Origin of the sequence: Bradyrhizobium sp. CB1015 (assembly GCF_025200925.1) — a bacterium.
Lineage (GTDB): Bacteria > Pseudomonadota > Alphaproteobacteria > Rhizobiales > Xanthobacteraceae > Bradyrhizobium.
On the sequence record NZ_CP104174.1, the window covers coordinates 3,667,218 to 3,693,740 of the forward strand.

Annotated in this window: 24 protein-coding genes and 1 pseudogene; 21 read left to right on the forward strand and 4 right to left on the reverse strand. The window is 63.7% G+C overall.

Translation table 11 applies throughout. From position 1 onward, the window contains the following. Positions 1–49: 49 nt before the first annotated feature. From N2604_RS16735 to N2604_RS16775, 9 genes and pseudogenes are all read left to right on the forward strand, one after another. Positions 50–712 (forward strand): HAD family hydrolase, encoded by a 663-nt coding sequence (locus N2604_RS16735; RefSeq protein ID WP_260375711.1) that lies wholly within the window; start codon positions 50–52, stop codon positions 710–712. Between the two features lie 6 nt (positions 713–718). Continuing rightward, positions 719–1,669, forward strand: a complete 951-nt coding sequence (locus tag N2604_RS16740; protein ID WP_260375712.1) for a sugar-binding transcriptional regulator — start codon at positions 719–721, stop codon at positions 1,667–1,669. A 247-nt stretch (positions 1,670–1,916) separates the two neighbouring features. After that, positions 1,917–3,227: a sugar ABC transporter substrate-binding protein gene (locus N2604_RS16745; RefSeq protein WP_260375713.1), complete on the forward strand. Its 1,311-nt coding sequence runs from the start codon at positions 1,917–1,919 to the stop codon at positions 3,225–3,227. Positions 3,228–3,313: 86 nt separating this feature from the next. Next, a pseudogene (locus N2604_RS16750) lies at positions 3,314–4,187 on the forward strand (carbohydrate ABC transporter permease). Position 4,188: 1 nt separating this feature from the next. Then, positions 4,189–5,019, forward strand: a complete 831-nt coding sequence (locus tag N2604_RS16755) for a carbohydrate ABC transporter permease (protein WP_260375714.1) — start codon at positions 4,189–4,191, stop codon at positions 5,017–5,019. Positions 5,020–5,028: 9 nt separating this feature from the next. Beyond that, positions 5,029–6,036 carry an ABC transporter ATP-binding protein gene (locus tag N2604_RS16760; RefSeq protein ID WP_260375715.1) on the forward strand — a complete coding sequence of 336 codons (1,008 nt, stop codon included), beginning with the start codon at positions 5,029–5,031 and terminating at the stop codon, positions 6,034–6,036. Between the two features lie 31 nt (positions 6,037–6,067). Next, positions 6,068–6,841 carry an SDR family NAD(P)-dependent oxidoreductase gene (locus N2604_RS16765; protein WP_260375716.1) on the forward strand — a complete coding sequence of 258 codons (774 nt, stop codon included), beginning with the start codon at positions 6,068–6,070 and terminating at the stop codon, positions 6,839–6,841. 39 nt (positions 6,842–6,880) lie between these two features. Next, positions 6,881–8,527 (forward strand): FGGY-family carbohydrate kinase, encoded by a 1,647-nt coding sequence (locus N2604_RS16770; RefSeq protein ID WP_260375717.1) that lies wholly within the window; start codon positions 6,881–6,883, stop codon positions 8,525–8,527. A gap of 5 nt (positions 8,528–8,532) precedes the next feature. Then, the gene (locus N2604_RS16775; RefSeq protein WP_260375718.1) at positions 8,533–9,468 is read left to right on the forward strand and encodes a carbohydrate kinase; all 936 of its coding nucleotides are present in this window, start codon (positions 8,533–8,535) and stop codon (positions 9,466–9,468) included. Between the two features lie 6 nt (positions 9,469–9,474). On the opposite strand, the gene N2604_RS16780 is transcribed toward N2604_RS16775, so the two are convergent. Beyond that, positions 9,475–10,362: a LysR substrate-binding domain-containing protein gene (locus tag N2604_RS16780; protein WP_311740008.1), complete on the reverse strand. Its 888-nt coding sequence runs from the start codon at positions 10,360–10,362 to the stop codon at positions 9,475–9,477. Between the two features lie 124 nt (positions 10,363–10,486). Here N2604_RS16780 and N2604_RS16785 point away from each other — a divergent pair, with 124 nt between their 5' ends. The 8 genes from N2604_RS16785 (at position 10,487) to N2604_RS16820 (ending at position 20,557) form a co-directional block, all read left to right on the forward strand. Further along, complete coding sequence (locus N2604_RS16785) at positions 10,487–11,908, forward strand: amidase (RefSeq protein ID WP_260375719.1); 1,422 nt, start codon at positions 10,487–10,489, stop codon at positions 11,906–11,908. Between the two features lie 84 nt (positions 11,909–11,992). Continuing rightward, a complete protein-coding gene (locus N2604_RS16790) occupies positions 11,993–12,943 on the forward strand; it encodes an ABC transporter permease (RefSeq protein WP_260375720.1) in 951 nt (316 codons plus the stop codon). Beyond that, positions 12,940–13,827 carry an ABC transporter permease gene (locus tag N2604_RS16795; protein WP_260375721.1) on the forward strand — a complete coding sequence of 296 codons (888 nt, stop codon included), beginning with the start codon at positions 12,940–12,942 and terminating at the stop codon, positions 13,825–13,827. The genes N2604_RS16790 and N2604_RS16795 overlap by 4 nt, the downstream gene beginning before the upstream one ends. A 2-nt stretch (positions 13,828–13,829) precedes the next feature. After that, positions 13,830–14,843 (forward strand): ABC transporter ATP-binding protein, encoded by a 1,014-nt coding sequence (locus N2604_RS16800; RefSeq protein ID WP_260375722.1) that lies wholly within the window; start codon positions 13,830–13,832, stop codon positions 14,841–14,843. Then, positions 14,840–15,844 (forward strand): ABC transporter ATP-binding protein, encoded by a 1,005-nt coding sequence (locus N2604_RS16805; protein ID WP_260375723.1) that lies wholly within the window; start codon positions 14,840–14,842, stop codon positions 15,842–15,844. The genes N2604_RS16800 and N2604_RS16805 overlap by 4 nt, the downstream gene beginning before the upstream one ends. A 54-nt stretch (positions 15,845–15,898) precedes the next feature. Next, positions 15,899–17,392, forward strand: coding sequence for an ABC transporter substrate-binding protein (locus N2604_RS16810; protein ID WP_260375724.1), 1,494 nt, complete (start codon positions 15,899–15,901; stop codon positions 17,390–17,392). A 228-nt stretch (positions 17,393–17,620) separates the two neighbouring features. Beyond that, positions 17,621–19,246 carry an amidase family protein gene (locus N2604_RS16815; protein WP_260375725.1) on the forward strand — a complete coding sequence of 542 codons (1,626 nt, stop codon included), beginning with the start codon at positions 17,621–17,623 and terminating at the stop codon, positions 19,244–19,246. Between the two features lie 228 nt (positions 19,247–19,474). Then, positions 19,475–20,557 (forward strand): serine hydrolase, encoded by a 1,083-nt coding sequence (locus N2604_RS16820; protein ID WP_260375726.1) that lies wholly within the window; start codon positions 19,475–19,477, stop codon positions 20,555–20,557. A gap of 201 nt (positions 20,558–20,758) precedes the next feature. On the opposite strand, the gene N2604_RS16825 is transcribed toward N2604_RS16820, so the two are convergent. Together N2604_RS16825 and N2604_RS16830 are read right to left on the reverse strand one after the other, a co-directional pair. Continuing rightward, positions 20,759–21,058 (reverse strand): hypothetical protein, encoded by a 300-nt coding sequence (locus tag N2604_RS16825; RefSeq protein WP_260375727.1) that lies wholly within the window; start codon positions 21,056–21,058, stop codon positions 20,759–20,761. Positions 21,059–21,397: 339 nt separating this feature from the next. Continuing rightward, positions 21,398–21,859, reverse strand: a complete 462-nt coding sequence (locus N2604_RS16830) for a MaoC/PaaZ C-terminal domain-containing protein (RefSeq protein ID WP_260375728.1) — start codon at positions 21,857–21,859, stop codon at positions 21,398–21,400. A 471-nt stretch (positions 21,860–22,330) separates the two neighbouring features. Here N2604_RS16830 and N2604_RS16835 point away from each other — a divergent pair, with 471 nt between their 5' ends. From N2604_RS16835 to N2604_RS16845, 3 genes are all read left to right on the forward strand, one after another. Next, entirely contained in the window at positions 22,331–22,519 is a 189-nt protein-coding gene (locus N2604_RS16835) for a hypothetical protein (RefSeq protein WP_260375729.1), read from the forward strand. Between the two features lie 163 nt (positions 22,520–22,682). Next, a complete protein-coding gene (locus N2604_RS16840; RefSeq protein ID WP_135171799.1) occupies positions 22,683–23,078 on the forward strand; it encodes a hypothetical protein in 396 nt (131 codons plus the stop codon). 340 nt (positions 23,079–23,418) lie between these two features. Then, positions 23,419–23,979, forward strand: a complete 561-nt coding sequence (locus tag N2604_RS16845) for a group 1 truncated hemoglobin (RefSeq protein ID WP_260375730.1) — start codon at positions 23,419–23,421, stop codon at positions 23,977–23,979. A 306-nt stretch (positions 23,980–24,285) separates the two neighbouring features. Here N2604_RS16845 and N2604_RS16850 read toward each other — a convergent pair whose 3' ends face one another. Beyond that, positions 24,286–25,182, reverse strand: a complete 897-nt coding sequence (locus N2604_RS16850; protein WP_260375731.1) for a LysR family transcriptional regulator — start codon at positions 25,180–25,182, stop codon at positions 24,286–24,288. A gap of 93 nt (positions 25,183–25,275) precedes the next feature. Between N2604_RS16850 and styA the strand changes: the two genes are divergently transcribed. After that, entirely contained in the window at positions 25,276–26,523 is a 1,248-nt protein-coding gene (styA, locus tag N2604_RS16855; protein ID WP_260375732.1) for a styrene monooxygenase subunit StyA, read from the forward strand.

Here is a 26,523-nt window from a genome sequence, read left to right on the forward strand (position 1 = left end):
TTGCTGTTGAACTATTGCTCATGCCTTGGGTATATGATCGAATGGCCGGATGGACCAGGGCCGGCCGAAACCCGATCTGATCATCTTCGACTGCGACGGCGTACTCGTCGACAGCGAGCTCTTGAGCTGTCGCTGCCTGTCCGAGGTGCTGGCTGAATTCGGTCTCGTGCTCAGCGAGGAGCAGGCGCTCGAGCTGTTTCTCGGACGCAGCACCAAGGCGATCGAGCAGCATTATCGTGATCTCGGGCACTCGCTGACGGACGCCTTCCTGCCCCGACTGAAATCGCGCGTGCTGGAGACGTTTGCCGCCTCCCTTGTGCCGATCCTCGGGGTCGACGCGGTGATCTCGGGGCTGACCGTGCCGTTCTGTGTGGCCTCGTCCAGCGACATCGATCGCGTGTCGCTCTCGCTCGGCGTCACAGGTCTTCGGGCACATTTCGACGACCGGATCTACACCGCGCAGATGGTCAGGCACGGCAAGCCGGCGCCCGATCTCTTTCTCCATGCCGCCGAGAACATGCGCACACCGCCCTCACGCACGCTGGTGATCGAGGACAGCGTCAGCGGCGTGCAGGCGGGCAAGGCCGCCGGCATGACCGTCTGGGGATTTGTCGGCGGCGGCCATTATCGCAGCCGCGACGGCCGGGCTATATTATCGGCCGCCGGGGCCGATCGGGTCTTCGCGCATATGAGCGATTTCTGGGAGATGTGAGCCCGCATGGCCGCCGAGAACGACAAGTCGAGACTCGACGACGCCGCGCGCGCGGGCTGGCTCTATTTCATTGCCGGCCACACCCAGGACGAGATCGCAAAGATGCTCCAGGTGTCGCGCGCCTCGGCGCAGCGGCTGGTCTCGCTGTGCCTCGCCGAGCGCCTCATCACCTTCCGACTCGAACACCCCATCGCCGCCTGCATGGAGCTGGCCGCCCGCCTGAAGCAACGGTTCGACCTCGTTCATTGCGAGGTGGTGCCGGCCGATCCCGCCGCACCGCAGGCGAACGCCGGCATTGCAGAGCGCTGCGCCAACCTGCTCGATTCCACGCTCCGCTCGGAGACGCCTGTCATCGTCGCGCTCGGCACCGGCCGGGCGGTGCGTGCCGCGGTCGAGCGCGTCACGCCGATCGACCGGCCCAATCATCAGATCGTCTCGCTGGTCGGCAACATCTCCGCCGACGGCTCGGCGAGCTTCTACGACACCGTCGGACGGCTCGCCGACCGCACCGGGGCGCGGCACTATCCGATGCCGCTGCCGTTCCTGATGTCGTCGGAGGACGAGCGCAACAGGATGGTACGCATCGAGCCGATCGCGAAGGTCAAGGCGGTCGCGGCCAGAGCCGACTTGCGCCTCGTCGGCATCGGCCAGATGGACCAGAAGGCGCAGGTGCACATCGACGGCTTCGTCACCCGCGACGAATTGTTCGAGATGATGCGCCTGGGCGCCATCGGCGAGATCACCGGCTGGGCCTACGACGCGAAAGGCCGCCTGCTCAAGGCCGGCACCAACAAGCGCCTCACCAGCATTCCGCCGGAAGTGCCGGCGAAGGCCACGACGATTGGGGCGGCGGTGGGCGCCGCCAAGGTGGCGGCGATCTCTGCGGCGTTGAGCGGGGGCCTGATCAACGGCCTGATCACCGACGAAGCGACGGCAAGGGCGATCCTGGAGCGGTAGGGACGAGTTCCCGCGGCTGTGGACACTGCGCTCCCTCTCCCGCTTGCGGGAGAGGTGGAGCAAGCCGCGGGTTCATTCCCAACAATTGCCGTCGCTTCCGCCTCGGGGATCTTCTGTCTCTCCCGCACCGCAGCACTCATAAGTTGCTAGAACGCCCGCGCGCGTGCTTGACAAGTGCGGCGACCCCGTTGAACATACGCCCAACGCGTGGGCATATGCTCAAAACGCGAATTGAGGGGAGGTCACCGTGAAACATGTCCTGGGCGCCGTCTGCGGCGTGTCTGTCCTGCTGGCCGTCCCTGCGATGGCCGAAACGACCCTGACCATCGCCACCGTCAACAATGGCGACATGATCCGCATGCAGGGGCTGACGGGTGAGTTCACCAAGAAGAACCCTGACATCACCGTGAAATGGGTGACGCTGGAGGAGAACGTGCTGCGCCAGCGCGTCACCACCGATATCGCCACCAAGGGCGGCCAGTTCGACGTGCTCACAATCGGGACCTACGAGGTGCCGATCTGGGCCAAGAAGGGCTGGCTGGTGCCGCTCGCCAATCTCGGCGCCGATTACGACGTCGCCGACCTTCTGCCCAAGATCAGGGACGCGGTCTCCGTCGACGGCAAGCTCTACGCCGCGCCGTTCTACGGCGAGAGCTCGATGGTGATGTATCGCACCGATCTGTTCGACAAGGCCGGGCTCAAGATGCCGGAAAAGCCGAGCTGGGATTTCGTGATCGATGCCGCCAAGAAGCTCACCGACAAGAGCGCCGGCACCTACGGCATTTGCCTCCGCGGCAAGGCCGGATGGGGCGAGAACATGGCGTTCCTCTCGGCGATGGCCAATTCCTACGGCGCGCGCTGGTTCGACGAGAATTGGCAGCCGCAGTTCAACACGCCGGAATGGAAGACGACGCTCACCACCTACGTCAACTTGATGAAGGAAGCCGGCCCTCCCGGCGCGAGCTCCAACGGCTTCAACGAAAATCTGGCGCTGTTCAACGCCGGCAAATGCGCGATGTGGATCGATGCCACGGTCGCGGCGTCCTTCGTCACCAACCCCAAGGACTCCAAGGTCGCCGACAAGGTCGGCTTCGCGCTCGCGCCCAACACCGGGCTTGGCAAGAACGCCAACTGGCTGTGGGCCTGGAATCTCGCAATCCCGGCCGGCTCCAAGAAGACGGAAGCTGCCGAGAAGTTCATCGCCTGGGCAACCAGCAAGGACTACACCAAGCTGGTGGCGTCGAAGGAGGGCTGGGCCAACGTGCCGCCGGGCACTCGCACCTCGCTCTATCAGAACGATGAGTACCTGAAGGTCGCGCCGTTTGCGAAACTGACGCTGGCCTCGATCGACGCCGCCGATCCCAACAAGCCGACGGTGAAGCCCGTTCCTTACGTCGGCGTGCAATACGCCGCGATCCCTGAATTCCAGGGTATCGGCACGCAGGTGGGCCAGCAGTTCTCGGCGGCGCTTGCGGGATCGACAACGGTTGATGCAGCGCTCACGGCTGCGCAGTCCGCTACCGAGCGCGAGATGAAGCGCGCCGGCTACATTAAGTGAACCCGAGCTCTCCCTGAGCTCAAACCTTGCGGCCATCCATCCTTAGCTGGATGGCCGCCCTTCTTCCTCCGAGCGGAGTGCCAAGAATGGCAACCCGGCAGACGCAGTTTCTTGCGCGGTCGCTCCTGACCCCGGCCGTCGGGCTGCTGTTCATCTGGATGATCGTCCCGCTGGTGCTGACGATCTACTTCTCGACGCTGCACTACAGCCTGCTCGATCCCGGCTCGGAATCGTTCGTCGGCCTCGAAAACTTCCGCTACTTCCTCACCGATCCCGCCTTCCTGGCCTCGCTTCAGAACACGCTGGTGCTGGTCGGCTCGGTGCTGGCGCTGACCATCCTGCTCGGGATTCCGCTGGCGCTGCTGATGGATCAACCCGTGATCGGCCGCAATTTCGTGCGGCTGATGGTGATCGCGCATTTTCTTCGTGATGCCGACGGTGAGTGCGCTGGTCTGGAAAAACCTGTTGATGCATCCGGTGTCCGGGCTGTTCGCCTGGCTCGCCTCGCTGTTCGGCCTGACGCCGATCGATTGGTTCAACGACGTGCCGCTGCTCGCCGTGATCCTGATCGTGACCTGGCAATGGCTGCCGTTCGCGACGCTGATTCTGCTCACCGCGCTGCAATCGCTCGACGAGGAGCAGAAGGAGGCCGCCGAGATGGACGGTGCGAGCGCGGTCTCGACCTTCATCTACATCACGCTGCCGCACCTCGCGCGTCCCATCACCGTGGTGATCCTGATCGAGACCATCTTCCTGCTGACGGTGTTTGCCGAGATCTTCGTCACCACTGGCGGCGGACCGGGCCTGCAAACGACTAATATTGCCTTTCTGATCTATTCGCAGGCGCTGATCCAGTTCGACGTCGGCAGCGCCTCCGCGGGCGGGCTCGTCGCGGTGGTGATCGCCAACATCGTCGCCTTCTTCTTGGTCCGCATCGTCGGCCGCAACCTGGAGGCCTGACATGGCACGGATGGCGACGACACGGCGGGTGGTGATATCGACGGTGATGGCGTGGCTGTTCGGCTTCCTGATCTTCTTCCCGATCCTGTGGATGGGGCTGGCGAGCTTCAAGACCGAGCTCGAGGCATTCGCGATCCCGCCATCCTTCCTGTTCTTCCACTGGACCACGGAAAACTATGCAACCGTGCAGGAACGCAGCGACTATCTGCACCACGCGATGAACTCGATCATCATCGCCGGCGGATCGACGCTGATTGCACTATTGATTGCAATTCCCGCGGCGTGGTCGATGGCGTTCTCGCCGACCAAGCGCACCAAGGACATCCTGCTCTGGATGCTCTCGACAAAGATGATGCCGCCGGTCGGCGTGCTGGTGCCGATCTACCTGATTTACAAGAGCTTCGGCCTGCTCGATTCCCGCGTCGGTCTCGTCTTCATCCTCTGCCTCGGAAACTTGCCGATCGTCATCTGGATGCTCTTCACCTATTTCAAGGAGATCCCGCGCGACATCCTCGAAGCCGCGCGCATGGACGGCGCCACGATCGGCCGCGAGCTCGTCTATGTGCTGACGCCGATGGCGATCCCAGGGCTCGCATCGACCTTGCTGCTCAACCTGATCTTGGCCTGGAACGAGGCGTTCTGGACGCTGAACCTGTCCACTTCGAGCGCTGCGCCGCTCACCACGTTCATCGCCTCCTATTCCAGCCCCGAAGGGCTGTTCTGGGCAAAGCTGTCGGCGGCCTCGACGCTCGCGATCGCGCCCATTCTCGTCCTCGGTTGGTTCAGCCAGAAGCAGCTCGTGCGCGGGCTCACCTTTGGCGCGGTGAAGTAGAGGGGGATCATGGGTCAGATCACACTTCAGGGCGTGCAAAAGTCCTTCGGTCCCGTGCACATCATTAAGGGCGCCGACCTCGACATTGCCGACGGCTCCTTCGTCGTGTTCGTCGGACCCTCCGGCTGCGGCAAAACCACGCTGCTGCGGCTGATCGCGGGGCTCGAGGACGTCTCTGGCGGCAAGATCCTGATCGACGGCAAGAACGTCGTCGATACGCCGCCGGCCAAGCGCGGGCTGTCGATGGTGTTCCAGTCCTACGCGCTCTATCCGCATATGAGCGTGCGCGGCAATATCGGCTTCGGCCTGAAGATGGCGGGCCTGCCCAAGGACGAGATCAACCGCAAGGTCGAGGCGGCCGCCGCGACGCTGAACCTCACGCCCTATCTCGACCGCAAGCCGCGCGAGCTCTCCGGTGGCCAGCGCCAGCGCGTCGCGATTGGCCGCGCCATCGTCCGCGAGCCCAAGGCATTCCTGTTCGACGAGCCGCTCTCCAACCTCGACGCCGCGCTACGCGTGCAGATGCGCATCGAGGTGACGCGACTTCAGAAGCAGCTCGGCACCACCGCGATCTACGTCACCCACGACCAGGTCGAGGCCATGACCATGGCCGACAAGATCGTCGTGCTCAACGGCGGCAAGATCGAGCAATACGGCTCGCCGCTGGAGCTTTACGAGCGACCCGCCAATCTCTTCGTCGCCGGCTTCATCGGCTCGCCCAAGATGAACTTCGTCACCGGCGAGCTTGCTTTGCAGAAGGGGGCAGAGACGATCGGCGTCCGGCCGGAGCATCTGAAGATCGAGCGCGACGGCGGTGGAGGCTGGCAGGGCACCATTGCGGTGGCCGAGCATCTCGGCAGTGACACCTTCCTCTACGTCGATGCCGGCGCGCTCGGCATGCTGACGGCGCGCTACATCGGCGAATTGAGCCTGCATGCCGGCGATCGGGTGTCGCTGATGCCGGACCCTGCGCGCATTCACCGCTTCGACGAGAGCGGCAACGCTCTTCGGGGCTGACAAGAAACGGCAAGAACACGGAAAGACGATCATGTATCTGGAAAAGTTCAGGCTGAGCGGCAAGACCGCGTTCATCACCGGCGGCGGGCAGGGCATTGGCCTCGCCTGCGCCGAGGCGCTGGCCGAGGCCGGCGCGAAGGTCATCATCGGCGACCGCGACGGCAAGGTCGCTGACAGCGCGAAAGCCAGCCTGAAGGCGAAGGGCTACGACGTTGAGACCGCAATCATGGATGTCACCGACACCAGGCGCGTGGCGGAGGTTGCGAACGATCTCGTCGCCCGTCACGGCAAAGTCGACATCCTCGTCAACAATGCGGGCATCGCGCGTAGCGAGACGCCGGCTGAGACCGTCACCGACGAGCACTGGCTCAACGTCATCGACGTCAATCTCAACGGCACATTCTGGTGCTGCCGCGAATTCGGCAAACACATGCTCAAGGCGAAAAGCGGCGCCATCGTCAATGTCGGGTCGATGAGCGGCTTTATCGTCAACAAGCCGCAGGAGCAGTGCTTCTACAACGCCTCCAAGGCCGCGGTGCACCATCTGACCAAGTCACTAGCCGCCGAATGGGGCGCCCGGGGCATCCGCGTCAACGCGGTGGCGCCGACCTATATCGAGACGCCGCTCAACGCCTTCGTGAAGAGCAATCCGAAAATGTATGACGCCTGGATCGGTGGAACCCCGATGGCGCGCATGGGGCAGGTCGAGGAGATCGCCTCCGTCGTGCTGTTCCTCTCGTCCGAGGCCGCGAGCCTGATGACCGGCAGCATCGTGCTGGTGGATGGCGGCTATACTTGCTGGTAGGCTTGCGTCGGAACGGACGGAAAGCGACCGGGAGCGACCATGCCGCGAGCGTATATCGGCGTCGACGTGGGGACCACGAGCACGCGGGCGGGGGTGTTTGACGAGGTCGGCACGCTGCTCGCGACTGCCCGGCATCCGATCAGGATCTGGCACGAGGCCGGCGACATCGTCGAGCAGTCGTCAGAAGATATCTGGCAGGCCTGCGCCAAATCGGTGCGCGCGGCGATGGCGGAAGCAGCGATTGCGCCGGGCAGCATCGGCGGCATCGGTTTCGACGCCACCTGTTCCCTCGTGGTGCTCGATCCGCAAGGCGAGCCGCTCACCGTTAGCACCTCCGGCGAGGCGCAGCGCAACGTCATCGTCTGGATGGACCATCGCGCCACGGCCGAAGCGCGGCTGATCAACGAGACCGAGGATGCCGTGCTGCGCTATGTCGGTGGCTCGATCTCGCCGGAGATGGAGATGCCGAAGCTGCTCTGGCTGAAGCGGCATCTGCGCCCGAGTTTCGAGGCCGCCGGGCACTTCTTCGATCTGGCCGACTATCTGACCTGGCGCGCGACCGGGGCGCTGCAGCGCTCGACCTGCACCGTCACCTGCAAGTGGAACTATCTCGCCCATGACGGCGGCGGCTGGAGCGCGCCGTTCTTCAAGCGCATTGGCCTGTCCGACTTCGTCACCGAGAAATACGCCCGCATCGGCACCGAGATCGTTGCGCCCGGTACGCGCCTCGGCGCCGGGCTCACGCCGGCAGCCGCGGCTGAGCTCGGCCTCGCTCCGGGCACCCCGGTCGGCGCTTCCCTGATCGACGCCCATGCCGGCGGCATCGGCGCGATCGGCGGCCGCGACGGGGCGGGCGGCGCGAGCGATGTCAGCGACCGTCTCGCCTACATCATGGGAACGTCGGCCTGCATCATGGCGACGACGAAGGAGCCGTGCTTCGTGCCGGGCGTTTGGGGTCCCTATTATTCCGGCATGGTGCCGGAGTTCTGGCTCAACGAAGGCGGCCAGTCCGCCGCGGGCGCGGCGATCGATCATCTCCTCAAGTCGCATCCCGGCCATGGCGAGGCGAGCGCGGCGGCGCGCAGCGAGGGCCTCGACCTCATCGATTTCCTCGAGCGCCGCATCATCGCGCGCGCCGGCGATGCCAGCCGCGCCGCCCTGCTGGCGCGCGACGTCCACGTGCTGCCGGAATTCATCGGCAACCGCTCGCCCTATGCCGATCCTGACACGCGCGCGGTGATCGCGGGCCTCGATCTCGACACCGACATCGCCTCCATGGAACGGCTGTTCGTTGCCGGCCTCTGCGGTCTTGCCTATGGTCTCGCCGAGGTGATCGAGGCCTTTGCCGCCCATGGGGTCCGCTCCAGCATCATGATCATGGGCGGCGGCGCCAGCCGCAGCCCACTGGTCCGCCAGATCATGGCCGATACCACCGGCCTCACCGTCGCGTTGCCGCAGACGAAGGAGCCGGTGCTGCTGGGCGCTGCGATGCTCGGGGCGGTCGCCGGCGGCGCCTATGCCTCGATCGGCGAGACAATGGCCAAGATGTCGGCGCTGGGACGCAAGAGCGAGCCGACCGCGCCGGACATGGCCGCGTTTCACGCCCGCAAGCGCGAGGTTTACAAGTTGTTGCGCGAGGTCGATGGCGGCAGCCGCGCCGCGATGCGCAGCGTCGCGAAAGGTTGAAGGACATGCTGATTGCCTGCGGCGACGCGCTGATCGATTTCGTGCCGACGCGAAACCTCGAAGGGCGCGAGGCGGTGATGCCCGCGGTCGGCGGCTCCTGCCTCAACGTCGCGATCGGCATGGCGCGGCTGGGTGCGCCGACCGGCTTTGTCGGCGGCATCTCGACCGACCTGTTCGGGCGCATGATCGCCGATCATGCCACCGCATCGAACGTCGCGCTCGATCTCGCCACCCGCAGCGACCACCAGACCACGCTCGCCTTTGTCCGCATTGTCGAAGGCGAGTCGCATTACGCCTTCTACGATGCCGAGACCGCGACGCGGAACTGGACTTACCGGCGCGGGACCATTCCGCTCGACAGAGTTGAAGCTCTCCATGTCGGCTCGACCACGCTGGTCAACGATCAGGGTGCGGCCGAGACCGAGGCGCTGATCGCAGACGGGCGGGCGTCGTCCACGATCTCCTTCGATCCGAACTGCCGACCGAACCTCGTCAAGGACAAGGCGACTTATCTCGCCCGCATGGCCGAGTTCGCCGGAAGCGCCGATCTCATCAAGATGTCGGACTTCGATTTCGCCTATCTCTTCGGCGAGGAGCCTTATCAGCAGCGAGCGAACACACTGCTGGCGCAGGGCACGAGCCTCGTCGTCATCACCCGCGGCAACAACGGCGCCATCGCCTGGCATGCGCAAGCAGGGCAGATCGAAGTCGCAGCGCCCAAAGTCGAGGTGGCCGACACGATTGGCGCCGGCGACAGCTTTCAGGCGGCGCTGCTGTTCGCCCTGTACAAGCAGGGCCGCATCGCCCGGCCGCGTTTGAAGGACATCGGCGCGGACGAGCTCCGCCGTGCGCTGTCCTTTGCGGCCAATTGCGCCGGCCTGACCTGCACGCGTCCGGGCGCCGATCCGCCTTGGAGCCACGAGATCAATTGGAGCTGGTAGTCCGCGTCACATCCGCGCGACAGCCTTCTCGGCACATTTGAGGAAGGTTCCGATCAGCGGACTTTGGGAGTCCCGCCGCCAACAGACTGCGATTTCGAGGGAGTCAGCGACGTCACGCAGGGGTCTGAATACGACTCCGCGCGGCGCGCCGAGCTGTGCGCAGGCCGGCAGGATGGCGAGACCTTCGCCGGCCAGAACCAGGCTCATCGCCGAATGCACCGTCTCTACCCGGCTGGCGATCGGCATCACGACTTGGTGCCGACGCAATAAAGGGACGACCGCGGAGGAGGCGGGCCCATGGTCCGGATGCGGGAGTGCGATCAGCGGACGGCCCTGCAGCCGCGCCATCGGCACGGAGCTCAAGCGGGCGAGGGGCGAGCGGATCGGCATGGCCAGCATGAAAGGCTGTGTACCGATCTTTGCCACCTCGATCTCGGGGTGATTGATGGCAGGCATACACAGCGCGACCGTGACGCTGCGGTCGAGCAGGCGGGCCTCGCGCGTCGAGGCGCTGAGCTCGGCGAAGCTGAGGTCGACGCCGGGAACGGCGCGGCGCAGTTCGGGGATGAGCCGCGGCAGCATCGCATTCGCCAGCACGAACATGTAACCCACCGACAGCCGGCCGCGCCGTCCCGAAGCGACCGCGCGCGCGGCTTCGGCGCCATCGGCCGCCAGCGCCAGCGCTTCGCTGGCGCGCGACAGCAACGCCTGGCCCGCCTCGGTCAGATCCATGCCACGGGTGCCGCGGCGGAACAGCGGCGCGCCGATCTCGGCCTCGAGCTTGCGGATCTGGACCGAGAGCGGCGGCTGCGCCATCCGGAGCTGCTCGGCCGCCTTGCCGATGCTGCGCGCCTCGGCGACGGCGACGAAATAGCGGAGCCGGCGGAGATCCATTGGCATACCGAGAGCGTATGGGTTGACCACAAAAATCGTATTGGACGACGAGTTAACAAAACTGTCATTCTCGCTGTCAATGTCTACGGGCCAATGGCGGTCCGCTTCGGAGCGTGATGTGACGATGAACGGCGATCCCTGTCTGTTGTCCGCAACCGAGCTGCGCGGTCTCGTCGCGGCAAAGCGGATTTCGCCAGTCGAGCTCACCCGCGCCGTGCTTGCCCGCGCCGAAGCGCTCCAGCCCGAATTGAATTGCTTCATCACGCTGTGCGGGGATGAGGCGATCGCAGCGGCGCGCGAAGCCGAGCGCAAGGTGATGGCGGGTGAACCGCTCGGCCTGCTGCATGGTATCCCCGTCACCGTCAAGGACATCGTCAACACCAAGGGCGTCAAGACCACCTTTGGCGCCGTTCCCTACAAGAACAATGTGCCGGCCGAGGATGCTGTCGCCGTCGCACGGTTGCGCAGCGAAGGCGCGATCCTGATCGGCAAGACCACGACGCCTGAGTTCGGCAGCAAGTGCCTCACCGATTCACCTTTGTTCGGTCGGACCCGCAATGCGTGGGACGCCTGCCGTTCCTCCGGCGGCTCCAGCGGCGGCGCGGCGGTCGCTGTCGCGAGCGGCATCGCCCCGCTTGCGATCGCGACCGACGGCGGCGGCTCGACGCGCATTCCGGCGGCTTGCAACGGTGTGGTGGGCTTGAAGCAGAGCAATGGCGTGATCCCGCACAGTCAGGCCCTCGACGTTTTCGGCAACCAGACCTATGTCACGCCGACCACCCGCACCGTCGCCGACACTGCGCTGATGATGCAAGCAATGGCGGGTGAGGATCCTATCGATCCCTGGTCGATTGGCGTGCCCGTGCCTGACTTCATCGGCACCACCGCCCCGCGTGGCGATTTGCGCGGGATGAGGATCCTGTACTGCCTGACGCCGCCGGGCCGTCCGGTCTCAGCCGAGGTCGCCGCCAGTTTCAAGGCGAGCCTCGACCGGCTGGCCGGGTTAGGGGCCGAGCTCGAGGAATTCTCCGGCGAAGGCTTTGACATCGAGCCGATCTGGCGCGCCATCAACCACACCGTCTGGCGCACGCGCTTTGCAAAACTCGCGGCCGAGCACGGCGACGAGCTGAGCGAAGCCTTCCTCAAGCAGCTCGCGCTCGCAACCGAAGTCAGCGGCGTCGATTACCAGGAGGCGATGTTCGCGCGCACCGCGTTGTTCCGCCGCGTGCAATCGCTGCTTGCGCGCGGTCACCTCCTGGCGATGCCGACCCTGACGCGCACCGCGCTGCCGATCAAGCAGGACCTGTTCGGCAGCATCGAGATCGACGGCAGGCATTACGACAGCGTCCGGCCGCACTGGTTCCCCTGGACCATGCCGTTCAACATGACCAGCCATCCCGCGATCAGCCTTCCATCGGGCTTTGCCCGCGACGGCCTGCCGATCGGGCTTCAGCTGGTCGGCCGTTTCCGGGCTGACGCGGAATTGCTACGCGTGAGCGCACTGTTCGAGGCGTCAAGCGATCTTCTGTCCCGCTGGCCTGCTTGAGGAGATGGGCATGCAGCAAAGAGCTTGCTTAAGGCGTCCGGACATGTTGATCGTGGCGTGGGTGAGCCCTGAAGCCGAGCGCGCATGAGCGTCTTTGTCCTCCGACGTCTGTTGACCCTGCTGGCGACGCTGGTCGGCGCATCGCTGATCATCTTCCTGGTGCTCGACGCGCTGCCCGGCAACGCCGCGCAGATGCTGATGGGCGCCGACGCCTCGCCGGATGCGGTTCGCGCGCTCACCGTCAAGCTCGGGCTCGACCAGCCGCTGGCCGTTCGCTATTTGCAATGGACCAAGGGCCTCCTCGTCGGCGATCTCGGAAATTCCTATGTTTACGGCATCCCGGTCGCCAGCCTGATCGCAGAGCGGCTGGTGCTGACCATTCCGCTCGCGATCATGGCGATGACGATCACGGTGACGCTGGCGCTCTCCGCCGGCATCTACACCGCCGCCAATCACAACAAGCTCGGCGACGTCGGCGTGATGTCGCTGACGCAAGTTGGCATCGCGCTGCCGAACTTCTGGTTCGCGATTCTCCTGGTGCTGCTGTTCTCGGTGCGACTGCAATGGCTCTCGGCCGGTGGCTTCGCCGGCTGGGAGGACGGCATCTGGCCGGGGATCAAGTCGCTACTGTTGCCCGCGATCTCGCTCGCGGTGGTGCAGGCCGCGATCCTCGCGCGCGTCACGCGCTCGGCCGTGCTCGAAGTGCTGCGCGAAGATTTCGTCCGCACCGCCCGCGCAAAGGGCCTCGGCAAGCGCGAGGTGCTGTGGAGCCACGTGCTGCGCAATGCCATGATTCCCGTGATGACGGTGATGGGGCTGCAATTCGCCAATCTGCTCGCCGGCACCATCGTGATCGAGAACGTGTTCTACCTTCCGGGCCTCGGCCGCCTGATCTTCCAGTCGATCGCCAACCGCGACTTGATCGTGGTGCGCAATTGCGTGATGCTGCTCGCCGCGATGGTCGTGGTGGTCAATTTCGTGGTCGATGTACTCTATGCCTTCATCGATCCTCGCATCAAGGTCCACGACCTGTGAGCGCGCCCATCACCATGGACGCGCCCGTCGCAACGCGTCCGCTGCCGGCGCGCACGTTCTGGCGCCGCGCACTGCGCCACCGCAGCTTCGTCCTCGGTGGCGCGCTGAGCCTTCTGGTGCTGGCTTCGGCATTGTTGTCGCTGGTATGGACGCCGTGGTCGCCTTACGAGATTGATATTGCCGCAAAGCTCCGCCCGCCCTCGGCGGCGCATTGGCTCGGCACCGATTCCTTCGGCCGCGACATCGTCTCGCTGCTGCTTGCGGGGGCCCGATCCACCATCATGGTCGGTGTCATCGCCGTCAGCATCGGTCTTACCTTCGGCGTCACGCTGGGCCTGATTGCCTCGGCCCGGCGTGGCTGGACGGAGGAGATCATCATGCGCTTTTCCGATTTCACCTTCGCCTTTCCGGCCGTGCTGTCGGCGATCATGCTCGCCGCCGTGGTGGGACCGGGCATGGTGACCTCGATCGTCGCGATCGGCATCTTCCAGATCCCGACGTTGACGCGGCTGACGCGCGGCTCGGCCAATGCGATCTGGGCGCGTGAATTCGTGCTCGCGGCACGCGCGGCGGGCAAGGGGCGCTTCCGCATCACCATCGAGCATGTGCTGCCCAACATCCTGTCGATCCTGATCGTGCAGGTCACCATCCAGTTCGCGCTCGCCATTCTCGCTGAGGCCGCGCTATCCTATCTCGGCCTCGGCACGCAGCCGCCGCAGCCGTCCTGGGGACGGATGCTGAACGACGCGCAGACGTTGCTGTTCCAGTCGCCGATGCTCGCGGTCTATCCGGGCGCTGCGATCGCAATCTCCGTGCTTGGCCTCAACCTGCTCGGTGACGGATTGCGCGACCTGCTCGATCCCCGGCTGGCGCGGGAGCGATGACAATGGCCGAGCGCTCCAACACGCCGCTGATCGTAGTCGACAATCTCGGCGTTCGCCTCAACACCAGCCGCGGGCCGGCGCAGGCCGTGCGCGGTGTCAGCTTTGCGCTGAAGCGCGGCGAGACGCTTGGGCTCGTCGGCGAGTCCGGCTGCGGCAAGTCAGTCACGGCGTTGTCGTTGATGGGGCTGCTGCCGGAGAGTGCCGTCGTCACCGGCAGCATCAAGCTGGATGGCGACGAGCTCGTCGGACTTGCGGATGTGGATTATTGCCGCCTGCGCGGCAACCGTATCAGCATGATCTTCCAGGAGCCGATGACTGCGCTCAACCCGATGCACACGATCGGCAACCAGATCGCCGAGCCGCTGCGGCGTCACAAGAAATATTCGGCGGCGCAGGCGCGCAAAGAGGCGATCGCCTTGCTCGACCGCGTCGGGCTGCCCGATCCGGCGCGTCGGGTCGATGCCTATCCGCATCAGTTCTCCGGCGGCCAGCGCCAGCGCATCACCATCGCGATGGCGCTTGCCTGCGAGCCGGACCTGTTGATCGCGGACGAGCCGACCACCGCGCTCGACGTCACCATCCAGGGCCAGATCCTCGACCTCATCGCCGATCTCGTCGAGGAGCGCGGCATGTCGATGATCCTGATCTCGCACGATCTCGGCGTCATTGCCGAGAACGTCCAGCGCATGATGGTGATGTATGGCGGCACCGTCGTCGAGAGCGGCCCGACCGACGAAGTGTTCCGTCGCATGGGCCATCCCTACACGCAGGGCCTGTTCCGTGCCCGGCCCAAGCTCGGCGCGCGCAAGGGGACGAGGCTGAAGACGATCTCGGGCACGGTGCCGGAGCTTGCCGATCTGCCGTCCGGCTGCACCTTCTCCGATCGCTGTCCGCTCGTGATCGATCAATGTCGCGCGGCGCTGCCGCCGATGGTGGATGTCGGCCCCGGCCATTTTGCGCGCTGCATCCGAACGGACGTGTCGATGGCCGAACGCATCGGAGCGCTGATTGCATGAGCACCGCGCCGCTTCTCGACGTCAGGAATCTCGAGCAGCGCTACACGCTGCCGCGCGAGAGCCTGTTCCGTCCGCCGGGGCAGGTGCGCGCGCTCAACGGTGTCAGCGTGCAGGTCCGGGCCGGCAAGAGCCTCGGCATCGTCGGCGAGTCCGGCTCCGGCAAGTCCACCTTCGCGCGCGTCGTGATGGCGCTGGAGCGGCCGACCTCGGGCCAGGTCGCGCTGCTCGGGCGCGATCTCAACCGCCTGCCGGCCGACGAGCTGCGGCGCGCGCGGCGCGATTTCCAGATGGTGTTTCAGGACCCCTATGGCTCGCTCGATCCGCGCCAGACCATCGCCCGGATCGTCGCCGAGCCGCTGACCGTGCTGGAAGGCGCCGACCGCACCACGTTCCGCGACCGCGTCGCCGCGGTGCTGCGCCAGGTCGGCTTGCGCGATGCGGACATGGACAAGTATCCGCACGAATTCTCCGGCGGCCAGCGCCAACGCATCGCCATTGCGCGTGCGCTGATCACCCAGCCCAAGCTGATCGTCGCCGACGAGCCGGTCTCCGCGCTCGACGTCTCCGTGCAGGCCCAGGTGCTGAACCTGATGCAGGACCTCCAGGAGCAGTTCGGCCTGAGCTACATCCTGATCAGCCACGACCTCGCCGTCGTCGACTATCTCTGCGACGAGGTCGCGGTGATGTATCTCGGCCGCATCGTCGAGCAGGGCCGGCCAGAGGATCTGTTCGAGCGCGGCGCCCATCCCTATACGCGGGCGCTGCTGGAGGCGGTGCCGCGGGCCCGCGCCGGGGGTGGCCGGCGCCGGCGCGGGGCCCAGGCGATCGCCTCGCAATCGGCGGCGACGACCGGATGCCCCTATGCATCGCGCTGCGCCCTTGCCGACCAGCATTGCCGCGAGGTTCTGCCTGCGTTACGCAAGGTGGGCGAGGGGCACCTTGCCGCCTGCCACAAGGCCGAGGCCGTGATGGCGTTGCCGAGGGCGGCCATGGAAGGTTAGTGTCCGGGCAGGATTGGCGTTAAGCTGGAAACAGGATTGGCCGGGGAGTTGCGCATGTTCAGGAAACTATCGATCGTCGCCTTTGCCGCTGCGCTCGTCGCGGCGCCTTTGCCGACGCTGGCGCAGAGCAAGAAGGATAGCGTCGTCATGGGGATGACGCTGGAGCCGCCGGGGCTCGACCCGACCAACGCCGCCGCGGCCGCGATTGCCGAAGTCACACTCTACAACATCTACGAGACCCTGACCAAGATCAACGAGGACGGCTCCACTTCGCCGCTGCTGGCCGAGAGCTGGACCGCTTCGCCCGATCTGAAGACCTATACGTTCAAGCTGCGCAAGGGCGTCAAATTCCACAATGGCGAAGCGTTCGATTCCGCGGCGGTGAAGTTCTCCTTCGAGCGCAACGCGGCGCCGACCAGCACCAACAAGGACAAGAGCCTGTATCAGGCCTTCGAGAAGGTCGAGACGCCCGACGCCGACACCGTCGTGATCACCGTGAAATATTCCGAGCCGAACCTGCCGTTCCTGCTCGGACAGGCGAGCGGCTCGATCGTCGAGCCGAAGAGCGCGGCCAGCAATGTCACGCAACCGGTCGGTACCGGCCCTTATCAGTTAGGGGCCTGGGCCAAGGGCTCCTCGATTACGCTGAACAAATGGGCCGACTACCGCAACGCATCCGCCATCAAGCTGTCCAAGGTGACGATCCGCTTCATCTCCGATCCGGCGGCGCAGGCCGCGGCGCTGCTCTCGAACGACGTCGACGCGTTCCCGCGAATCGCGACCCGCGTCTTCGCTCAGTTCAAGTCTGATCCGCGCTTCACGGTGCTGATCGGTGGCTCCAGGGCCAAGACCATCGTCGCGATCAATCATCGCAAGAAGCCGCTCGACGACGTCCGCGTTCGACGCGCCATCCTCGCCGCGATCGACCGCAAGGCATTGATCGACGGCGCCGTCGAGGGGTTCGGCACGCCGATCGGCAGTTTCTACACACCGGGATCACTCGGTTATGTCGACACCACTGGCATCAACCCCTACGACCCCGAGAAAGCCAAGAAGCTGCTGACTGAAGCGGGCGTCACCACGCCGCTGGAATTGTCATTGAAGCTGCCGCCGCCGCCCTATGCGCGGCAGGGCGGCGAGATCGTCGCGGCCCAGCTCGCCAAGGTCGGCATCGTTGCCAAAATCGAGAACGTCGAATGGGCGCAGTGGCTGTCGCAGGTGTTTGCGCCTAACGGCCCGCACAATTTTGATCTGACCATCGTCAGCCATGTGGAGCCGTTCGACCTGGTCAAGATCACGGAGCCGGACTACTATCTCGGCTACAACAACGAGGCGTTCAACGCGCTCTATAAGCAGATTGTCTCGACGCCGGACGAAGCCGGCCGCGCAAAACTGCTCGGCGACGCCCAGCGCATGCTGGCGACTGATGCAGTCTCGGCTTACCTGTTCCAGCCGCAATGGCCCACCGTCATCAACAAGAAGCTGAAGGGCGTCTGGAAGGAAGTCCCGCAATTCGAGAACGACTTCTCCGCCTGGTATTGGGAATAGGCGGCGTCCATTGCTGTGCCCTCTCCACGCGTTGGAGAGGGGCAGCTCCGAACAAAAACCTGAAAAACAACCCCATGCACAGTAGCCGGGGTCAGTCGTTTCAATGGCTTGCACGTCGCGCCTGTGCGATCGACGCGATGCGCCCGGAAGTTGACCCGTCGGGCAAAACACTGGCATGATGGCATGCTCGCGTCTCGTGGTGGAGAGGCGCCGTCGGGCGAGGCAGAAGTGCAGAAATCATCCCGCCGCGATGCCGGCATTGCCGCGGCGCCGATCCCCCTGGAACTCGATCATGCATCGATGAGCGATGTCGCTCGTGCTTTGGCCAATGGGCATGTCACTGCCACGGCGCTGGTCGAAGCCTATCTCGCGCGCATCGAGGCCTGCGACCGCAATGGGCCCAAGCTCAACTCGGTCCGCGCGCTCAATCCCGACGCGCTCGCGATCGCGGGCAGGCTCGACGGCGTCAAGCCGTCGGCCAAGCGGCCGCTGGCCGGCATCCCGATCCTGGTGAAGGACAACATCGCAACCGGCGCGGAGCAGCCGACCACGGCGGGCGCGCTGGCGCTCGAAGGCGCGCATGCGCGGGACGATGCGACGCTCGTCAAGCTGCTGCGCGAGGCCGGTGCGGTGATCCTCGGCAAGGCCAACCTCACCGAGTTTTCCAACATGATCGCGATCGACATGCCCGCCGGCTATTCGTCGCTGGGCGGTCAGGTGAAGAATCCCTATGCGCCGGCGCTGGCCGACGATCACGGCATCCCCGTCGTGTCGCCGGGCGGCTCGAGCGCGGGTTCGGCGGTCGCGGTGGCGGCCGGTCTATGCGCGGCTTCGATCGGTACGGAGACCTCGGGCTCGCTGCTGCACCCCGCGAGCTTGAACGGCCTCGTCACCGTGAAGCCGACCGTCGGGCTGATCAGCCGAGCCGGTATCATACCGATCTCGCACAGCCAGGACACCGCGGGGCCGATGACGCGGACCGTGCGCGACGCGGCGCTGCTGCTGAACGTGCTGGCGGCCAAGGATCCGCACGACCCGGCGACGCAAAAGCAGCGGCGGCCGGACGATTTCACCGACGGCCTTGCCACCGACGCCATGAAGGGTGCGCGTATCGGCGTGCCGAGCGACCCTGCCGATCCGCTCAACGATTGCTTTTACGGCAAGCTGCTGCCCAACAGGGTCAAAGTGATGACAGAGGCCATCAACGTGCTGGAGGATCTCGGAGCCGTCATCGTGCGTGCCAGCATGCCGACGACAGGCTGGATCGGCGGGCCGGGCACGACCATGGCCGTGCTTAACCGCAATCTGCTGAGCGCTCACAAAGGCACGATCGCAAGACCGCCGGTCGTCTTCCTCTACGAAATGAAGCACGGCCTCAATCTGTATCTGAAGGATTGGACAACCAACACGAACATCAAGTCCATGGCCGACATCGTGGCCTTCAACGAAACGAATGCGGACAGGGCGCTGCCTTTCGGCCAGGACCACTTTCTCGCCGCGGAGATGACCAGGGGCGATCTCAGCGAGCGCGAGTACAAATCCGCGCGCGCCATGGATCTGCTCTCGGCCAAGACGCGCGGCATGGATGCCTATATGAACGGGCACAAGCTCGACGCCGTGCTGTTCGCCGGCGCCACCGGTGCTGCGATCGCGGCCAAGGCGGGTTATCCCAGCGTCATGGTGCCAGGAGGCTTCATCTCGGGAACGGTCGACGATAATGACACGCCCGACTTTCCGTTCGGCGTCACCTTCGCAGGCCGCGCCTGGAGCGAGCACAAGCTGCTACGCTTGGCCTACGCGTATGAGCAGGCTTCCGCCAAGCGCAAACCGCCGCCCGGTATGCCGGTGCTTTAGAGTTTGCTGCACGCGCTCGTCTGGACGAACGGCATGTGCGAGCAAATCGGATGTCTGTCTTCACGACCGGGGCGGATCCGCGGTGCTGCTCGCGCAGGGGGAGCGTTGTGGCCCCTGAGCTGTCATTCACCTTAAGGTTTTGGTATAAGACGATACCTCCCCGGAATGAGGGCGCTTTCGGCCGTGCCAAATCGTCGCCAGATACTTTCAGGAATCGGAGCAGCGATCGTGGCACCGCCGCTGCGGTTGGCCTCGGGTCAGCAACAGCCCACGTTGCCCTCCGACCAATTCGCAAACGACGTCGTCCGACGACTTGATCAGGCCGTCGCTGAGCGGCGCGTGTGGAATATTCACGGTCTTCTCGTACTCCAGAACGGAAAGCTGATCGTCGAGCGCTATTTCGAGGGTCAAGATCGCCAGAGAGGTGTTGGCGATCTCGGGACGGTAAAGTTTTCGGCGGAGACGCTTCATGATCTGCGATCTTGCTCGAAGAGCATCGTGGCCTTGCTCTATGGCATTGCGCTTCAGCAAGGGAAGGTGCCGGCTCCGGAGGAGAGCCTGCTTTCCGGATTTCCGGAGTATCGTGATCTTGCCGACGAGAAGCGCTCCCGCTTGACCGTTCATCATGCGCTGTCAATGACCATGGGAACGGATTGGGACGAGAGCAGCTTACCTTATGCCGATCCTCGCAACAGCGAAACCGCAATGGATGCCGCTCACGACCGTTATCGCTACATACTGGAGCGTCCGATCGTCGATACGCCTGGTTCGCACTGGACTTACTGCGGCGGCGCGACCGCGCTGCTCGCCCGCTTGATAGCAAAAGGGGCAGGCAAGTCACTGCACGACTTCGCGCGCGAGTCACTATTCGATCCGCTCGGCATGGGACCAACGCAATGGGCCGCAGGACCTGATGGCGAGCCATTCGCTGCGTCAGGCGCCCGGATGTCGGTTCGCGATTTCTCTCGGATCGGGATGTTGATGCTGTCCGGTGGTCAGCTCGACGGCCATCAGATCGTTCCCGCAGAGTGGATCACGCGTTGCACGACGCCGGTCGTCAGTTCCGACGAGCTTCGCCGTTACGGCTATCAATGGTTTCTTCTCGATGTGGCTTTCGGGAAACCGAAGGGGTGGGCATCCGGGCGCCTGGAGCGGATGTGGATGGCGCAGGGAGAGGGCGGGCAACGCCTGTTCATCATTCCAGCGTTGCAGCTCATCATCGCTTTGACGGCCGGAAACTACGGCAACGAGGATCAGTGGATTCCGACAACGCGGGTGCTTCGGGAAATCGTTCTGGCGAGCGTATCCTAGACTAGGGCCTGTACTCATAACCTCGCGGATGTCTGGTCTTGAGAGCAAAGCAGCATTGTTCCGTTCGTTCAGAGCATTACCGGTTCTGTGACCCGAATCCGACATTGGTCGGCGAGGGCGCCCAAAACTAAAAAGAGGCCGCTGGCAATATGTCCAGCGGCTTCCGCGCTTAACGTGGTTTGCCGCCGGGTGGCGCCCGGACTAGAGATCGATGCTAACAGCGATGTTACGGCCCTGTAGTTCGGCAATCTTCAACCCGTCAGCCATCATCTGCGCGAACTCCGGGTCCTTTGCCACGGCCTCCTGCACTTTGCCGTAGACCTCCCAATTGGCGTAGCGCGTCGTAACCAGCAACTCTCCTGCCCAATGGCCGGTGTGGAAACGGGACAGCCGAAGAAATTCGGCGCCGTGTTTTTCGAAGATTTTCTTCGCCCGCCCGACAACCTTGGTCATTTCCTCGGGCTTGTCGGTTTTGAAGCGAGTGAATTGAACGATCGGCATGGGACTACCTCCTTAGCGATGTAAAATGTCCAAGAGGCATGTATCGAGTGACCTTTGGGAGCGAACCCCAATGCAATCTCGATGAAGGTTTGTCTTCATCGATTGATTTTGGTTCAGGGTTCGCAAGAGACAGTAACGCTACCGTATCTCGGCTCACATCGTTACTGGCTAAAACCGGTGGGCCGATATCAAGACCTGAGCTGTTCGGGCGTGTAGAGCGGACAGCCGAATCGGACGGAATTCAATGTCATCGGCACAGTAGGACATAGCTAGACTGGCTCACGCTGAGTTCTTCGCATTTTTGACCCATTGCAGACGACCCACCGAGCCGACATCAGGTTACGTTGATGCTTTCGCATCCGGTCGCCTCGCAACGAGGCCGTTGCCGATGCACTGCAGCACCGTATCGCCTTTTTGATTGCGCAAGCGGAACTGGCCGCGAACGACTCCACAATCGGGCCTCGACTTCGACTCGCGTTTTTCCAACGTGATCGCTTCGAGATAGAGGTCGTCGCCGGGACGTACTGCGTTGGGCAGCCGCAGTTCATCATAGCCCAACCCGGCGGTCGCACGAACCGGAGGCTGTAATTGGTTAGTTAGCGAGATGAAGATCGCAAACGTGTGGGCAGCAGATGCCGACAGTCCTCCAAAAACGGAACGAGCAGCAGCTGCCTCATCGATATGGAAGGGCCTCGGGTCATACCGCTTGGCGAACTGAATGATCTCTTCCTTGGAGACAGAATAGGGTCCAGCCTTCTGGCTGTCACCGACCTCGACGTCTTCAAAATATCCGCTGGTCATTGATCAAATCCTCTACGCACGGGCTGGCGAAAGGACGGCGGCATAAGCTGACTTTGGAGACTATAGTCCCAGCGCCGGTCAAAATCACCACCTCCCCTCTGGCCTTAAGCCGTCATCATGCTTGGACGGGCGGACGGATGATCGAATAGCACGCAAGTCGGGTAATGGCCCTGCGCCGAACAAGGCTGTTTCAATTGTTTTGACCGCTGTCCGCGGTGAACCGGACGCCCCGCCGTGCTCACTTCGGTCGTCGCTTATGGCGCAACGCAGAGATTTCGAACGCTCCTGGACCCGCGCCGGAGCGTGCTTTACGCATCGATGTTAGCCTGTACTGTTTGGCGTTTACGCGGCGACCAAGAGCCTCAATGGCACTTGGAACAATGTCCAGGCGATCTGATTGGAAAGTGGTATGTCCAAGCTGGCTAGACCAGCAAGTTTCCTGGAAAACCCCTTAACAGGAAGGTTTCACAAATGGCTCACGAACCAAAATCATCAAAAGCGGGGGAACAGGCCGCTGAAGGTTTGCACGAAGCGGCTTCCGAAGACGAAGCGAAAAACGAGAGCAAGATAGGGCATGATCTAGCCAAGGGCGCTGATCGTTTCGAAGAGCGTTCCAAAAGCTCCGATGGAAAAAGCGCTGAAGAGAAACAACGAGGGTGAATGCAGGTAGCAAACCCGTCGCGGCCTCCTAAGAACGACCGCAATGACTCCGGGGCAGGCGACCTTTCCTTGTGAACCTACAAGTTCTCTCCTGCGACAGATGTCGCGAGGTCTTGGTGCCCGGCTGGTCTCAAGTCCGATAGTGGACGCTGGAGAGATTAAAATGAATTGGATCGGACCGGTCATCGGCGGGGCGCTGTTTGTAGCTGGTTTGCTAACATCAGCGGGACCGGGGCTGGCGGCAGGGAGCGATGACGGTTTCGCAACGTTCTGGACGCAGTTCAAAGCTGCAGTCGGCAAGAGCGACCAGAAGGCCGTATCGGACATGATTAAATATCCCGTCCTCTACCAGGATCTGCGGCGAGCGGCGGAGTTTCCTGTGATCTGGAAGGGTGCTTTCAGACCTGCGCACCGGGCGTGTCTTGCCAAGCAGAAGCCTGTCAAGGACACATCCCCGAAGGGGGTGGTTACTTACTCTGCCTTTTGCGACTCGATCATCTACTCTTTCGCTAAGGATGAATCCGGCTGGAAATTGACGGACTTTGGCGTAGACGATTGATCGGCCTTGTAAGAACTGATTGCCAACTGTTTCGCTATTGTGCGCGGATTCTCGGCGACCGCTAGCCAACCGGACTAATCCCGCCCGCATCAATAGCTTCTTCGCTTTCTCGATTGCTGCCGCCTCATTGTAGTAGCGCATGGTCTGGACCGAGAACCGAGGCTAGCGGCGGCGCATGGGTTTGCATCTCGCGCAAAATTTCTCCGGAACCTTTTCCATTCCGAACCATCCCATGGGAGCACGGCAATCACCGACAAGGCCGTGCGGCCCGGCAATACTCGCACAGCGGCCGGGATGATGCTGGTGCCGCAATGCCTCACAAACCCGTAAGGAGGTACCCATGGCAAGGGCTCGTTCGACTTCCATCAGCAGGCGCAGCGTGGTCGCAGGCCTGGCGCTGACAGCCGCCCCCGTGGCTTTGGCTGGAGCCAATCAGGCGCATGCGCAGGCCCAGCAAACCCCTCCTGATCAAAGCCTGTATGAACGACTTGGCGGCGTTTTCGCCATTGCAGCGGTTGTGGATCACTTCAGCGACGCTGTTGTAAAGAACCCGATCGTCGGCCAGAAATCCAAAAATCCGCAGTTGAGAGAATGGCACACCAAGAATCTGAAACGTTTGCCTGGCCTCAAGTTCATGCGAACACTTTGGGTCTGTGACGTTTCGGGGGGGCCGTTCCAGTTCAAGGCCACCAGGCCGGGGACGACGTCCCTTGGTCTTGAGGAGGCGCACCGGGGCTTGCGGATCTCCCCGGCGGAATTCGATGAGGTCGCAGCTGAACTCGGACGGACACTTGACTTCTCCAAGGTGCCGAAGCGCGAGAAAACCGAAGTACTGGCTGCGTTCGCCAGCCACAAAGATGAGGTCACCGCCGGTTACCGATCGAGAGACAAGCGCGGTTAAGCGTCCCGTTGTACCGAACGACGAGCTGTGACCTGGATGGTTCTGTCTTGACCCGTAGCGCCTAACTGCTGAAGGGCGAGATGTCCGCTCTGCTCGCGGTCCGCGATACCTCGATGGACTGTCTGCTGTTGGTCCGGAGCCGAACAATGCTGAGGCCATCGCAATGTTGGCTCTCAGGGGTAGGCCGGCCGCGGAACCGTGCTTACCTCGACTGCCGCTTGTGACCTTTTCCAGACGTCGGACGCTCAACGGAACGAGCCAATTTCTGTGGTTGCCGACGGGGCGAGATCAGCGTTTCGAAAGCGATCACCCGAGCGCAAAGACGTCCGCACGTTCGATGATCAGATCGCGGAACAGTCGCGCCCGGTGTGACATCCATTGCGGATCGGGATAGACGACATGCATGGGCAACGGCGGCACGACGAAGTCGGGCAGCACATGGACGAGACGGCCGGCCGCGATGTGCTCGACGGTACACCAGTTCGGCAGCACGGCGACGCCGAGTCCCTCCAATGCAGCCAGCGTCATCACGTCCGCATCGTCGCAGGTCAACGCCGGCGCGATGTCCACGACGTAGCGGCCGGTTTCGGATTCGAACGTCCACTGATTCTTCTGCGACAGGCGTGAGTAGGTGACGCAGGGCATGCGGCGCAGATGATCCGGCAGCGAGGGCACCTGATGACGCGCAAGCAGCGCGGGCGCCGCCACCAGCCGGCGTTTAATCGTGCCCACCCGCCGCGCCACCAGCGAACTCGAATTGAGGCTGCCGATCCGTAGCGCAAGCTCGGTCCCGGTTTCGATGAGGTCGACGAACTGTTCCGTAAAACTCACGTCCAGCCGGACATCAGGATAGCGGCGGGTGTATTCGGCGAAGATCTCACGGAAGAAGAAGCGGCCGAACGACGTCGGCACCGTCATCCGCAACGTCCCTGAAGGATTGCCGATCCGGCTCTGCGTCGGAGCGCCGGCGCTCTCGAGCAGCGCGACAATGTCCTTGGCGTATTTCAACACCCGGTCGGCCTCCGGGGTCGGCCGCACCTTGCGCGTGGTGCGCACGAACAGCCGGCAGCGAAACTCGGCTTCCAGCAGCGCGATCCGCTTGCTGATCGCCGGCTGCCCCAAACCGAGGTCGTCGGCGGCCTGGGTGAAACTGCCTGCCTCCATCACCCGGATGAAGGTCTGCAGCGCCTCGATCCGGTCCATTCATTCCTCACCGGAATTTATAATATTCTCACCATTCCATATACGGCATGGCGGGTCCGGTCTAGCCTTCCAGCGTTCGGGGGAGGAACGCGAATGAGCAAATCGATCGGCATTCTCGGGGCCGGCATCGGCGGCCTGCATCTGGCACTCTACCTGCAGAAGCAGGGCATCGCGGCAACCGTGCTGACGGACCGCGCCCCGGAGCAATATGCGGCGACACGGCTGATGAACACCGTCGCGCATCACAGCGTCACCATCGCGCGCGAGAACGAACTCGGAGTGAACCACTGGGACGATCCGCAAATGGTCTATCACCACCACGATCATTACTTCAATTTCCCGGACGGCGGACTCCTGTTCCGGGGTGCATTTCAGCGGCCGAGCCGCGCGGTGGATTACCGGATCTACCTGCCGGCACTGATGAAGGACTTCGAGGATCGTGGCGGTCGCATCGAATATGCCAGCATTCAGGATGACGACATCCCCGCGCTGGTCTCGCGCTTCGACCTTCTCGTCGTCTCCACCGGCAAAGGCGCCCTCGGGCGCATGTTCGCTCACCGGCCCGAACTCTCTCCGTACAGTCGGCCGCAGCGCCTGCTTTGCGTCGGCCTCTACGACGGCGTCGATCACGGCAGCCCCGACGACGATCCGCGCGGCGTCACCCTGTCCGTCTCGCCCGGCCATGGCGAGATGATCGTCATTCCCACGCTGACCTTCGGTGGCATGAAAACGGCGCTGTTGATGGAAAACATTCCGGGCGGCGACATGGCCGACCTGGTCTCGCTCAGCTACGATGCCAACCCGGCAGCATTCCGCCTGACCCTTCTGGACAAGCTGGAAAAGCATCATCCGCACACCTACGACCGGATCGACACACACCGCTTCGGGCTGGCCCAGCCTCTCGACCTGCTGCAAGGCGCGGTGGTGCCGACCGTCCGGCAGTCCTGGGTGGCTTTCGACGGCGACAAGCTCGCGATTGCCTTGGGCGACGTTCACTCCGTCGTCGATCCCTTGATGGGTCAGGGCGCCAACATGGCCTCATACGCGGCCTTCGAGCTCGGCAAGGCGATCGTCGATGCCGTGGCATTCGATGCGCGCTTCGTCGAGAACGTCGACCGCGCGCGAGAGAATCGCGTGCTTGCCGCCGCTCGCTGGACCAACATGATGCTGCAGCCGCCGTCGGAAGCGATGGGCCGGCTGATCTTCGCCATGTCGCAGGACCGGGAGCTTTGCGACGAGTTCACCGAGAACTTCAATTATCCGGAGCGCCAGTGGGATCGTCTGGCCAGCGACAAGCGCATCCACGCCTGGATCGATAGTCGCGGCAGGATCGCCGCCTGA

Coding starts and splice junctions, on each gene's coding strand:
- N2604_RS16735 (WP_260375711.1), top strand. CDS start 50: ATGGACCAGGGCCGGCCGAAACCCGATCTGATCATCTTCGACTGCGAC.
- N2604_RS16740 (WP_260375712.1), top strand. CDS start 719: ATGGCCGCCGAGAACGACAAGTCGAGACTCGACGACGCCGCGCGCGCG.
- N2604_RS16755 (WP_260375714.1), top strand. CDS start 4,189: ATGGCACGGATGGCGACGACACGGCGGGTGGTGATATCGACGGTGATG.
- N2604_RS16760 (WP_260375715.1), top strand. CDS start 5,029: ATGGGTCAGATCACACTTCAGGGCGTGCAAAAGTCCTTCGGTCCCGTG.
- N2604_RS16765 (WP_260375716.1), top strand. CDS start 6,068: ATGTATCTGGAAAAGTTCAGGCTGAGCGGCAAGACCGCGTTCATCACC.
- N2604_RS16770 (WP_260375717.1), top strand. CDS start 6,881: ATGCCGCGAGCGTATATCGGCGTCGACGTGGGGACCACGAGCACGCGG.
- N2604_RS16775 (WP_260375718.1), top strand. CDS start 8,533: ATGCTGATTGCCTGCGGCGACGCGCTGATCGATTTCGTGCCGACGCGA.
- N2604_RS16780 (WP_311740008.1), bottom strand. CDS start 10,362: ATGGATCTCCGCCGGCTCCGCTATTTCGTCGCCGTCGCCGAGGCGCGC.
- N2604_RS16785 (WP_260375719.1), top strand. CDS start 10,487: ATGAACGGCGATCCCTGTCTGTTGTCCGCAACCGAGCTGCGCGGTCTC.
- N2604_RS16790 (WP_260375720.1), top strand. CDS start 11,993: ATGAGCGTCTTTGTCCTCCGACGTCTGTTGACCCTGCTGGCGACGCTG.
- N2604_RS16800 (WP_260375722.1), top strand. CDS start 13,830: ATGGCCGAGCGCTCCAACACGCCGCTGATCGTAGTCGACAATCTCGGC.
- N2604_RS16805 (WP_260375723.1), top strand. CDS start 14,840: ATGAGCACCGCGCCGCTTCTCGACGTCAGGAATCTCGAGCAGCGCTAC.
- N2604_RS16810 (WP_260375724.1), top strand. CDS start 15,899: ATGTTCAGGAAACTATCGATCGTCGCCTTTGCCGCTGCGCTCGTCGCG.
- N2604_RS16825 (WP_260375727.1), bottom strand. CDS start 21,058: ATGCCGATCGTTCAATTCACTCGCTTCAAAACCGACAAGCCCGAGGAA.
- N2604_RS16830 (WP_260375728.1), bottom strand. CDS start 21,859: ATGACCAGCGGATATTTTGAAGACGTCGAGGTCGGTGACAGCCAGAAG.
- N2604_RS16835 (WP_260375729.1), top strand. CDS start 22,331: ATGGCTCACGAACCAAAATCATCAAAAGCGGGGGAACAGGCCGCTGAA.
- N2604_RS16840 (WP_135171799.1), top strand. CDS start 22,683: ATGAATTGGATCGGACCGGTCATCGGCGGGGCGCTGTTTGTAGCTGGT.
- N2604_RS16845 (WP_260375730.1), top strand. CDS start 23,419: ATGGCAAGGGCTCGTTCGACTTCCATCAGCAGGCGCAGCGTGGTCGCA.
- N2604_RS16850 (WP_260375731.1), bottom strand. CDS start 25,182: ATGGACCGGATCGAGGCGCTGCAGACCTTCATCCGGGTGATGGAGGCA.
- styA (WP_260375732.1), top strand. CDS start 25,276: ATGAGCAAATCGATCGGCATTCTCGGGGCCGGCATCGGCGGCCTGCAT.